The sequence below is a fragment of the Dietzia sp. SYD-A1 genome (assembly GCF_015356725.1).
Classification (GTDB): domain Bacteria; phylum Actinomycetota; class Actinomycetes; order Mycobacteriales; family Mycobacteriaceae; genus Dietzia.
Genome location: NZ_JADDKI010000116.1, coordinates 1 through 11058, shown reverse-complemented (window position 1 = coordinate 11058; position 11058 = coordinate 1). Strand labels below are relative to the sequence as shown.

Below are 11058 nucleotides of genomic sequence, written 5' to 3'. Positions count from 1 at the left end.
CCGCCGAGGCCACCGGTCCCGAGACCGCCGCCGCCGAGGCCACCGGGGAGCAGCAGCCGCGGCTCGCCGGTGCACACGGTCACCTCCCCGCACTCGAGGGTCTCCGCGGCCTCGCGGCGATCGGCATCATCACCACCCACGTCGCGTTCGTGACCCGGATGTCTTACGGGACGCCGGTACGCCGCCTCTACGGTCGGTTGGACATGCTGGTCGCGGTGTTCTTCGCCAAGACCGGCTTCCTCCTGTGGCGCGCACACTCCGACCACGCCCGCCGCGACCGGCCGGGAACGGCCCGCGCGGTGATCCCCTACCTGCGGGCCCGCCTCGTGCGGATCATGCCCGCCTACGCGGTGCTCGTCGCCGTCGCGATGGTGCTCCTGCCCCAGAACCGGGTCAACGGCCCCGTGGTCTGGCTGCGCAACCTCACCCTGACGCAGATCTACCAGCGGAAGTTCCTCGTCTCCGGGCTCACGCACGCCTGGTCCCTCGCGGTCGAGATGGCCTACTACCTGGCGCTCCCGGCGCTGTGGACCGGGATGAAGAACCTGCGCGGCGACCGGGCCGGATGGCGGCTGCCCGCCGTCGGCGCCTTCGGGCTCTCCGGTCTGCTGTTTCCGCTGATCCCCTGGCAACGCCTCCGGCTCCTGCCCACGGGCGTCAACGACCAGATCCTGCCGCCGGCGTTCTCCGCCTGGTTCGCCTCCGGGATGCTACTGGCCGAGCTGGCCACCGCCCGCCCGGGACTGCTCGCCCGATTGAGCCGGGCACCGTACGCGAGGTGGGGGTGGTGGGCGGCTGGCGCAGGGGCGCTGTTCGCCACGACGTCCCCCCGCTGGTTCTCCGAGGGCTTCCACCACCCGAGCGGCCGCGAGTACGCCGCGCGCAACGGGCTCACCGCGGCGATGGCGTTCTTCTTCCTGGGACCGGTCGTCCTGGCCCCGGCGGGCTCGCGCTTCCGCGTCCTGGAATCGGCACCCCTACAGGCGATCGGCCGCTGGTCGTACGGAATCTTCCTCTGGCACCTGACCGTGCTGCACTACGCGTTCCCGCTCACCCGCACCTCGCTGTGGACCCGGCGGATGGGCGTGATCTGGCCCGTGACCGTGGCCGGGTCGATCGCCGTGGGCGCGGCCAGCTACCGGTTCATCGAGGAACCGGCGCGAAAGTTCCTCTCTCCGCACGCCTGAACTCGACGCCGAGTTCTCGTAGGGTGAGCGCAACACCGCGGACAGGCGCGCGGTCACGACGAAGGAGAACAGCTATGGGTTACATCGGCGGCGGAGTGGTCCTCGTGGTGATCGGCGCGATACTCATGTACGCGGTTGAGGTCACCATCCCGGGAATCGACTCGAACACCCTCGCGGTGATACTCATGGTGGCCGGTGTGGTGCTCTTCGTGATCGGTCTCCTGTTCGCGATGCGCTCCCGGGGCCGCCGGGTGCCGGACGAACGGTACTGAGCCCGCGCGCGCGACATCTCCCGCGCGGATGCCCCGGGAGCGGAATCCGGAGAGCGCGGAGATTCTTTTCGCGGACCTGTCGATCTCCCGGGGGCCGTTCGTCATCATGGTGTCGCCGCTCTCGCGGCCGACGCCCACCACGATCGGTCAGGAGATCGACATGAAATACGTACTACTGCTCTTCGCAGACCTCGATGCCGCCCGCTGTGGCGAGGACGCGGTCACCGGCGCGGACGAGGGTCCCGGCGTCGAGGAGTTCATGGCCTTCGATGCGGAGCTCGAGAAGGCCGGGGTGCTCGCCGGCGGGTTCGCCCTGGAGGATCCGGACACGGGGGTCGTCGTGTCGATCCCACCGGGCGCGACCGAGCCCGTCGTGACGTCGGGGCCGTTCGCCGAGAGCAGGGAGTTCGTCGGCGGGACCATCATCATCGATGTCCCCGACATCGATGAGGCACTGACGTGGGCGGCCCGGTGTCCCGGGGTCCACGGTGGGCGGGTCGAGGTCCGCGCCATCGCGGAGTTCTAGATGCATGTCCGTGTGTCCGGGGTGGGAGCGGGGGCCCACCCGTGACCTCCCCGGGGCCCGCGGCGTCCGATGCCCTGGCCGCGATGAGGCGTGAGGAGAGCTCCCGGCTGCTGGCTGCGCTGGTGTCGCGGTTCGGGGACCTCGAACTGGCCGAGGACGCCGCGCAGGACGCTCTCACCGCAGCCCTGGAGACGTGGCCGAGAACCGGTGTCCCTCACACCCCGCTGGCCTGGCTGATGACCACCGCGACCCGCAAGGCGATCGATCGACTCCGGCGGGAGAAGGCCTTGACGGAGCGGCTGGCGAGGTTGCGGGTAGAGCAGGAGAGGCGGCCCCCGCCGCCGCCGAGCGTGTCGCCCGCGGATCCGGACGACATCCCGGACGAGCGGCTCGAGTTGTTCTTCGCCTGCTGCCATCCGACCCTGGGAATCCAGGAGCAGATCGCGCTGACCCTCCGGTACCTGGCCGGACTGACCACAGTCGAGATCGCCCAGGCCTTCCTCGTCCCGGTCCCCACGATGCAACAGCGCCTGGTACGCGCGAAGAAGCGCATGCGGGTGACCCGGATCCCGGTCCGCGTGCCGGAGGCCGCCGACCTCCCACGGCGTTTACCGGCGGTCCTCGCCGTGATCTACGTGGTCTACACGGAGGGCTACGCGGCGACGGAGGGCGCGCGACACCTGCGCACCGAACTCACCTCCGAAGCCATCCGCCTCGGGCGCATCGTCCACAGACTGATGCCGGGGCAGAGCGAGGTGGCGGGGCTTCTCGCCCTGATGCTGCTCACCGAGGCGCGGGCGCCGGCGCGGTCGGGCCCGGACGGCATGCCGATTCCCCTGAGCCAGCAGGACCGCTGCAGATGGGACCGTCTCCTCGTCGACGAGGGGCTCGCACTGGCCCGGACCGCTGCCGCGGGAGGGCCAGGGAGGTACAGCGTCCAGGCGGCGATCGCCGCACTCCACGCCGAGGCCCAGGACGTCGACTCGACCGACTGGGCCCAGATCGTGGTGCTCTACGACATCCTGCTGAATCTCTCCCCCGGTCCGGTCGTGCGGGTGGCCCGAGCGGTCGCGCTCGGGCATCGGGACGGTCCCCACGCGGGAATGGTGGCACTCGACGCCCTGGCCTCGGATCCGACACTGCGGGAGCACCACCCGTTCCACGAGGCCCGGGCGGTGACGCTGGAACTCCTCGGCCGGAGCGAGGAGGCGCGCCTGGCCTGGGCACGCGCCTTCGAACTCTCGAGGAACGAGGCCGAGCGTTCCTATCTGATCCGTCGGTGGTGGGAGGCGTAGCCGGCGGGGCGCCGAGTCCGCCGACTGGTCCACCTGCTACGACTGACCCGAGCGCTCCGAGCGCTCCGGGCGTTTCGAGTCGAAGGCGTCGATGATGGCCTGGGCCGCGAGAGCCGCCGTCAGCGTCCCTTCGCTCACGCGTCGCTCGACATCGGCCGTGACCCGTCTCACGTCCGGGTCGGCCGCGAGCCGCGCCATGAGCGTGTCGTGCACCATCGACCGGGTCCACTCGACCTGTTGGCGCGCGCGACGGGCCTCGACCTCGCCGATCTCCCCCATCGTGTCCTGGTGGGATCGCACGGCCTCCCAGAATTCGTCGAGACCCTCGCCCTCGAGCCCCGACATGGTCAGGACCGGAACCTTCCACACCGAGTCCGCCGGTCGCACGAGTCGCAGCGCCGCGCCGAGTTCTCGCGCGGCGCGCCTGGCGTCCTTGACGTGGGGGCCGTCGGCCTTGTTCACGGCGACCACGTCGGCCAACTCCAACACGCCCTTCTTGATGCCCTGGAGCTGGTCGCCGGTGCGGGCGAGGGTGAGGAACGTGAAGCAGTCGACCATCCCGGCGACGGCGACCTCGGACTGGCCCACCCCGACGGTCTCGACGAGGATCACGTCGAAACCCGCGGCCTCGAGGAGGACCATGGTCTCCCGGGTGGCCTTGGCCACGCCCCCGAGCGTCCCGGAGGTCGGTGAGGGCCGGATGTAGGCGCGGGGTTCCGTGGCGAGCGTCGCCATCCGGGTCTTGTCGCCGAGGATCGAACCGCCGGTGCGCGTGGAGGACGGGTCGACGGCGAGCACCGCGACCTTGTGCCCCTTCTCCACCAGGTACAGCCCGAACGACTCGATGAACGTCGACTTGCCCACGCCCGGTACCCCGGTGATCCCGATGCGCAGGGCTCCCCCGGCATGCGGCAGCGCTCCGAGCAGCAGCTCCTGCGCCTTTTCGCGGTGCGCGGGGTTCGTGGACTCCAGCAGCGTGATGGCGCGCGCGAGCACGGGTCGGTCGTCGTGGAGCACTCCCTCGAGGAGGGCCCCCACGTCGATCTCCCGACGCGGCCTCGCGCCCGTCGCGGAAGGGACCGGGCCACGGACCGCACCGGTTCCGAGAGTCGTCGACAGACTGCCCGTGGTGTTGCCCGAGCCCGCGGGATCGGGACCGGAGCCGAGGCGGTTCAGGACTCGGCCCCGGAGGAGGTCAGCTCGTGCCCGAGCTCACGGGCGAGTGCCTCGAGCAACTCGATGGCCGCGTCGGAGATCACGGTCCCGGGCGGATAGATCGCGGTCGCACCGGCGTCGTAGAGCTCCTGGAAATCTCCGGGAGGGATGACGCCTCCGACGGTGACCATGATGTCCTCGCGTCCCACCTCGGCGAGCGCCTCCCGCAGCGCCGGGACCAGGGTGAGGTGACCGGCGGCCAGCGACGACACGCCGACCACGTGCACATCGGCGTCCGCGGCCTGTCGGGCGACTTCGTCCGGGGTCTGGAACAGCGGGCCCATGTCGACGTCGAAACCCAGGTCCGCGAACGCGGTCCCCACGACTTTCTGGCCGCGGTCGTGGCCGTCCTGACCCATCTTGGCCAGGAGGATGCGGGGCCTGCGACCCTCCAGTTCGGAGAACTCCTCGGCCATCTTCATCGCCCTGGTGACGTTGTCCACGGCGCCCTCCTTCGACACCTCCTGCCGGTAGACGCCGGACAGCGTCTTGATCTCGGCTTTGTGTCGACCGTAGACCTTTTCGAGCGCGTCCGAGATCTCGCCGATGGTCGCGTGGGCGCGGGCGGCGTCGATGGCGAGCGCCATGAGATTGTTCTCCAGCCCGCTCCCGGCACCCCCGGCCGCCGCCTCGGTGAGTCTGGCGAGAGCCGCCTGACACGCCGATTCGTCGCGTTCCGCACGGAGTCTGTCCAGCTTCGCGAGTTGCTCCGCGCGCACGCGCGAGTTCTCGACCTTGAGGACCTCGATCTCCTGGTCCTCGGTGACGACGTACTTGTTGACCCCGATGACCGGTTGGCGCCCGGAGTCGATCCGCGCCTGGGTGCGGGCCGCGGCCTCCTCGATGCGCAGCTTCGGGATCCCCTCGCCGATGGCCTGCGCCATCCCCCCCGCCTCCTCGATCTCGATCAGGTGCAGGCGGGCCTTGTCGGCGAGCTGGGCGGTGAGCCACTCGATGTAGTACGACCCTGCCCAGGGGTCGATCGGGCGGGTCGTGGCCGACTCCTGCTGGAGCAGGAGCTGGGTGTTGCGCGCGATGCGCGCCGAGAAGTCGGTGGGCAGGGCCAGCGCCTCGTCCAGCGCGTTGGTGTGCAACGACTGCGTGTGGCCCTGCGTCGAGGCCATGGCCTCGATACACGTCCGGGCCACGTTGTTGAACACGTCCTGGGCGGTGAGGGACCACCCGGAGGTCTGGGAATGGGTGCGCAGCGACTTGGACTTCTCGTTCTTGGGCCCGAACTTCTCCACGAGTTCGCTCCACAGCAGACGGCCGGCCCGGAGCTTGGCGATCTCCATGGAGAAGTTCATCCCGATCGCCCAGAAGAAGGACAACCGGGGTGCGAACTTGTCGATCTCCAGCCCGGCGTCCAACCCGGCACGCAGGTACTCGACGCCGTCCGCGAGGGTGTACGCCAGCTCCAGATCCGCCGTCGCGCCGGCCTCCTGGATGTGGTAGCCGGAGATCGAGATGGAGTTGAACCTCGGCATCTTCCGGGAGGTGTAGGCGAAGATGTCCGAGATGATCCGCATCGAGGGCGTGGGCGGATAGATGTAGGTGTTGCGGACCATGAACTCCTTGAGGATGTCGTTCTGGATGGTCCCCGCGAGTTGTTCCGGTGTCACCCCCTGTTCCTCGGCCGCCACCACGTACAACGCGAGGATCGGTAGCACGGCCCCGTTCATGGTCATCGACACGGAGACGGCGGACAAGTCGATGCCGTCGAAGAGCTCACGCATGTCGAGGATCGAGTCGATCGCCACGCCCGCCATCCCGACGTCGCCGGCGACACGGGGGTGGTCGGAGTCGTACCCGCGGTGGGTGGCCAGGTCGAACGCCACCGACAGGCCCTTCTGGCCCGCCGCGAGGTTGCGCCGGTAGAAGGCGTTGGACTCGGCAGCGGTCGAGAAGCCTGCGTACTGCCGGATCGTCCACGGCTGGTTGACGTACATGGACGGGTACGGGCCGCGGAGGAACGGGGCCGCCCCCGGGACGGTGTCCAGGGGGAAGGGGGTGACCTCCTCGCCGTCGTCGGTCGGGGCGTCGCCCGCCTCGACCGCGTCACGGTCCGCCTTGGTGAACACCCGCTTGACGTCGATACCCTCGGGGGTCTCCCACCGCGGTCCGGCGTCGACGTCCCGGTCGACACCCCCGACGGCGTGGTGGTCGACGGCGGTCTCCACACCGTCCGGTAGCGGAGCACCCTCACTGGTCTCGCGCAGCGGGGCGATGCTGAAATCGGGGAAGGTGGTCATGTCACTTCACTCCCAGCTGATCGAGGAGGGCGGTCAGGGCGGCGACGGCGTCGATCCCGGTGGCGAGGTACCCGTCCGGCCGATCCGTGGCGTCGGCGGGGAACCCCTTCTCGGCGCCGGCGAGGTAGACCGTTCCCACACCCGCCTCACGCAGCGCACGGACGGCGTCCGGGCCCTCGGTGGCGTAGCGCTTGTCGGCGCCGCAGAGGACGGCGATGTCCTCATCCTTCCGGACACCGGCGTACTGGTCTGCCGCGGTCGCCAGTGGGTTCCGGGTGTCGATGCCGCCGGCCGCGAGCAGGTTGGCGACGAAGGTCACGCGGCCCGTGGTCTCGGCCATCGGGCCGAGCCCCGCGAGCAGGACCGTCGGCCGGGACCCGGTGGCCTCCAGGTGGGCGTCCGAGCGATCGCGCAGGGCTTCGAAGTCGCGGCCGTACCGGTAGTCCTCGCCACCCCGGCGCGTGGAGTCGAGTGGCGGCTCGGCGAGGTTCGGGAACTCGGAGACCCCGGTGACGGGTGCCGTGCGGTGAGCGATGTCGGCATCACGGGCCTGGCGGACACGGGCGATGGCGTCGGCGACGCTCCCGGAGGCGATCGCGGCCGCGAGTCCGCCCTCGGACTCGACGGTCTGGAACGCGGACCACGCCGCCTCGGCGAGCGAGTCGGTGAGTGATTCGACGTACCATGATCCGCCGGCCGGGTCGACGACGTGCCCCAGGTGCGACTCCTCGAGCAGCAGCAGTTGGGTGTTCCGGGCGATCCGCTCGGCGAAGGCCCGAGAGGTGCTCTCCAGACCTCCCGGCAGGGAGACGTCGAACGGCAACACGGTCACGGAGGTGGCGCCGCCGACCCCGGCACCGAACGCGGCGAGAGTGGTGCGCAGCATGTTCACCCACGGGTCACGCCGCGACATCATGGCCGCGGAGGTCACGGCGTGCTGGGGCGCGTCCCCGGCGTCGGGCGCGCCCAGCAGCTCCGCGACGCGGGCCCACATCAGACGCCCGGCACGGAACTTGGCGATCGAGACGAACTGGTCGTCGGTGGCGGCCAGTCGGAACGAGATCTGGCGGAGGGCGAGGTCGACGTCGAGCCCCGACGAGACCAGGGCGCGCACGTACTCCAGGCCCGCCGCGGTGGCGTACGCGAGTTCCTGGGCGTCCCCGGCACCGTCGGCGTGGAAGACCGTGCCGTCGGCCACGAAGGTCCGGACGGTCTCCTCCCGCTCGGCCACGCGTGTGGCGAGAGAGACCGCCGCGCCGAGGTCGATCGACCGCGAGGGCCCCCCGTCGCCGTACGCGGCGGTGACCGGTGCCGCACCGAGGTCGGCGATGATCGCGGACCGGTCGGTCACCCCGTCGCCCGCGGCCCTGCGCTGGTCGAGCAGTTCGAGGAACGCCTCACCCACCTCGACGAGGTCGGCACCGGCGTCGAACGTCACCGGGGCGAGGTCGAGATAGACGTCCTTGAGGACGGCACCCACCTGGGAGGCGGGCACCCGCAACCACAGGGCGGACGCCCCCTGGCCGAGAAGGTCCAGAACGGCGGTGTTGACGTCGCTCGGGTCGCCCTGGGCGTCGACCCGGACGCAGACGTGCCAACCGTTGTCCGGCAACCCTGACCGGTCCCCTCCTCGCACGAACGGGAACGAGCCCGGTGCGGAGCGCTCGGGCGTCTCGTCGGCGCGCGTGTAGAGGGGGTTCACCTCGATCCCGTCCCGGGTGGTGGCCACGAGGGCGCGCCACGCGTCCTCCGGCATCTCGGACGGATCCTTGCGGGCGGCCTTCGCGAGGACGGCTCCCACAGAGGCGTACCAGGACTGAAGGTCGGGACCTGTGGTCGGACTGGACACCGGTACCTCGTTCTCTTGTGGAGTGAAGGGGGTCACCTCGGACTCTAATGCAGCATCTTCGCCCGCCGGAACGTGACCGTGTGTGCGGGGTCACCGGCGCGGGTACGACGGAGCCCTGGGACTAGAGTCGACGCGTGCGAGGACGGGTGGCGGGGTGGGCAGCGGTCGTCCTGCTCCTGGTGTTGCTGGCCACCGTCATCCCGACCCCTGGCCTGGAGCAACTGCGTGGCTGGGCGGACCAGCTGGGACCGTGGTTCCCGGTCGCGTTCTTCACCGCCTACGCGCTCGTCACGGTGGGCCCGATCCCCCGGTCGACCTTCACGTACTCGGCCGCGGTGCTCTTCACCCCCGCCGTGGCGATCCCGTCGTCGTTGGTGGCCTCCGGGGTAGCGGCCTCGCTGGCGTTCGTCGGGGTCCGCCGGCTGGGCCACCGCCGCACCGCCTCGTTGCGCTCGGACCCCCGCATCGCTGCGGTGGACGCACGTCTCCGACGGCGCGGATGGCTCTCCGTCGGGAGCCTGAGGTTGGTCCCGGCGGTGCCGTTCTCCGTACTCAACTACGCGGCCGCCCTCACCTCGATCCCGTTCCGGCAGTTCCTCGTCGCGACGGTCCTGGGCAGTGCTCCGGGGACCGTCGCGGCGGTCCTGCTGGGGCACTCCCTCACGGAGGGCGACGGAACCGCCGCACTGTGGGCGACCGCCGCGTTCGCCGGGGTGGGGCTGGTCGGCATGATCCTGGACGCCCGCCTGCCCGTTCGGGGCGACGACGACACCGAGCCGGGGAACGACACCGAGGCGTCGTGAACCGTGCCCCGGGGGATCAGGCGGGCTCGGTGACGAAGTCCACCAACCGCTCGACCGCACCGAGCAGGGCCGGTTCGATGTCGCGGTAGGAGCTCACCGCCGCCAGGACCCGCCGGAAGCCGTCCGCGGGTTCCCCCCAGCCCAGACGGTCACAGATGCCCGTCTTCCAGTCCTCCCCACGCGGCACCACGGGCCACGTGTGGATGCCCACGGCCCGGGGCTTGACCGCCTGCCAGATGTCGACGTACGGATGGCCGGTCACCAGCACGTCGTCCCCGAGCCCGGCCACGATGCGCGACTCCTTGCTGCCCTCCACGAGGTGGTCGACCAGGACGCCCAGGCGCGCCTGCGGCGTCGGCCCGAACTGCCCCACCAGCGCGGGCAGGTCGTCGATCCCGTGAAGCGGTTCCACGACGATCCCTTCCACACGCAGGTCGTGGCCCCAGATCTTCTCGACGAGGGCCGCGTCATGGATTCCCTCGACCCAGATTCGGCCCGCGCGCGCGGTCCTGGCTCGCAGGCCCTCGACCTTCCGGGACCCGGACGCGGTGACCTTCGGGCCCGCCTTCACGACCGGCCCGGGCCGACGCAGGGTGACCGGTGAGCCGTCGATGAGGAAGGCCGAGGGGGTCATGGCGAAGAGGCGGACCAGGCCGCGACGGTCCTCGAGCTTCACGAAGTCGCCGTCGGGGGTGTGGCTGAAACCCACCACGGCTCCGCAGAAGCCGGAGTCGGCGTGCTCCGCCACCAGATCGCTCTCGGCGACGACGACGGGGATTTCCGGCCGGCGGCGCCGGGCGGTCCCGGACAGGACGTCGGATCCGTACATGTCTGTCATGGCCCGACAGGCTAGCCGGATGCGCGGACCGGGAGGGGGCGGCGCACCGACCGGTAGGATCGATCGTCATGTCACGCCCCCTCACCCGCGGCGCCGCGCTGTCCCCCGCGTGGCCACTGCCCCTCGTCCTGCTGCGTACCGCCTGGGGAGACCAACCGTTCGACGCCCTCACCGGATATGTCTCGGGGCTCGCGGGGTCCCACCTGGTCGAGGTCAAGGGTGATCCCGTGCGGATGCTGGACGGGGTCTCCCCCGCCTCGGGACCGACCGCACTGCTCCCGGGCCTGATCACCTCACTCCGCCGATCGGGTCGGACGTATCCCGCTCCGGAGTCGCTCGCCCTGCTGACCGCCGCGCCCGGGGACTCGTCGAGCCTGCCCGCTGTCCCCGCGGTCCGGTCCGACGTGGCGGCGGCGGGATGGGGCGTCCTGGTCCGCGACCCGGCGAGCCGCGAGGCGGTCGTTCTCACGTGCGTCCACCCGCACCCGGACGTCCTGCGGTGGCGTGCCCGCGGTATCGCGGACTGTCCGGTGCCTCCCCAACCCGACGGGCCCTCGGCGGCGTTGTTCGCCCTGGGGCAGGCGGTGGTCGAGGCGGCGGAGTTGATCGAGCGGACCACGACACGGGTGGGTCAGGCGGGCGATCTGGACCTGGACTCCCACGTCACCCGGCTACCCGCCGGTCTGCCGTCCCGCGTGATCGAGCTGGTGGACAGGATCGACAGGGTGGAGGCGATCATCTCGGTCGCGCTGGCACAGCCGGACGTGGGCGTCGACCCGGCCACCCGCGAGCCCGTCCTGCGTCGACTCGTGGCCGTGAAG

10 protein-coding genes are annotated in these 11058 nt (G+C 71.0%); 6 read left to right on the top strand and 4 right to left on the bottom strand.

The features are described from left to right. The 4 genes from IY392_RS05565 to IY392_RS05550 all read left to right on the top strand — a co-directional run. Positions 1-1187: acyltransferase (locus tag IY392_RS05565; RefSeq protein WP_194860729.1), on the top strand; the 1187-nt coding region annotated here is incomplete at its 5' end. A gap of 74 nt (positions 1188-1261) precedes the next feature. After that, positions 1262-1459: a hypothetical protein gene (locus tag IY392_RS05560; protein ID WP_017836767.1), complete on the top strand. Its 198-nt coding sequence runs from the start codon at positions 1262-1264 to the stop codon at positions 1457-1459. Positions 1460-1487: 28 nt separating this feature from the next. Continuing rightward, the gene (locus IY392_RS05555) at positions 1488-1985 is read left to right on the top strand and encodes a YciI family protein (RefSeq protein WP_228549068.1); all 498 of its coding nucleotides are present in this window, start codon (positions 1488-1490) and stop codon (positions 1983-1985) included. An 83-nt stretch (positions 1986-2068) separates the two neighbouring features. Next, a complete protein-coding gene (locus tag IY392_RS05550) occupies positions 2069-3280 on the top strand; it encodes a sigma-70 family RNA polymerase sigma factor (RefSeq protein ID WP_194860730.1) in 1212 nt (403 codons plus the stop codon). Positions 3281-3316: 36 nt separating this feature from the next. Here the strand turns inward: IY392_RS05550 and meaB are convergent, their stop codons facing one another. The 3 genes from meaB to IY392_RS05535 all read right to left on the bottom strand — a co-directional run bounded on the left by meaB (position 3317) and on the right by IY392_RS05535 (position 8596). Further along, the gene (gene meaB, locus IY392_RS05545) at positions 3317-4318 is read right to left on the bottom strand and encodes a methylmalonyl Co-A mutase-associated GTPase MeaB (RefSeq protein WP_194860728.1); all 1002 of its coding nucleotides are present in this window, start codon (positions 4316-4318) and stop codon (positions 3317-3319) included. 134 nt (positions 4319-4452) lie between these two features. After that, complete coding sequence (gene scpA, locus IY392_RS05540) at positions 4453-6747, bottom strand: methylmalonyl-CoA mutase (protein WP_107756470.1); 2295 nt, start codon at positions 6745-6747, stop codon at positions 4453-4455. Between the two features lies 1 nt (position 6748). Beyond that, positions 6749-8596 carry a methylmalonyl-CoA mutase family protein gene (locus IY392_RS05535; RefSeq protein ID WP_194860727.1) on the bottom strand — a complete coding sequence of 616 codons (1848 nt, stop codon included), beginning with the start codon at positions 8594-8596 and terminating at the stop codon, positions 6749-6751. Positions 8597-8730: 134 nt separating this feature from the next. Between IY392_RS05535 and IY392_RS05530 the strand changes: the two genes are divergently transcribed. Then, positions 8731-9399: a TVP38/TMEM64 family protein gene (locus IY392_RS05530; RefSeq protein WP_231750557.1), complete on the top strand. Its 669-nt coding sequence runs from the start codon at positions 8731-8733 to the stop codon at positions 9397-9399. A 16-nt stretch (positions 9400-9415) separates the two neighbouring features. On the opposite strand, the gene IY392_RS05525 is transcribed toward IY392_RS05530, so the two are convergent. After that, positions 9416-10228 carry a DUF3097 domain-containing protein gene (locus tag IY392_RS05525; protein WP_107756473.1) on the bottom strand — a complete coding sequence of 271 codons (813 nt, stop codon included), beginning with the start codon at positions 10226-10228 and terminating at the stop codon, positions 9416-9418. A 77-nt stretch (positions 10229-10305) separates the two neighbouring features. Between IY392_RS05525 and IY392_RS05520 the strand changes: the two genes are divergently transcribed. Further along, positions 10306-11058 (top strand): hypothetical protein (locus IY392_RS05520; RefSeq protein WP_194860726.1); only part of this gene is annotated, 753 nt, incomplete at its 3' end.

Coding starts and splice junctions, on each gene's coding strand:
- scpA (WP_107756470.1), bottom strand. CDS start 6,747: ATGACCACCTTCCCCGATTTCAGCATCGCCCCGCTGCGCGAGACCAGT.
- IY392_RS05560 (WP_017836767.1), top strand. CDS start 1,262: ATGGGTTACATCGGCGGCGGAGTGGTCCTCGTGGTGATCGGCGCGATA.
- IY392_RS05550 (WP_194860730.1), top strand. CDS start 2,069: ATGAGGCGTGAGGAGAGCTCCCGGCTGCTGGCTGCGCTGGTGTCGCGG.
- IY392_RS05525 (WP_107756473.1), bottom strand. CDS start 10,228: ATGTACGGATCCGACGTCCTGTCCGGGACCGCCCGGCGCCGCCGGCCG.
- IY392_RS05555 (WP_228549068.1), top strand. CDS start 1,488: ATGCCCCGGGAGCGGAATCCGGAGAGCGCGGAGATTCTTTTCGCGGAC.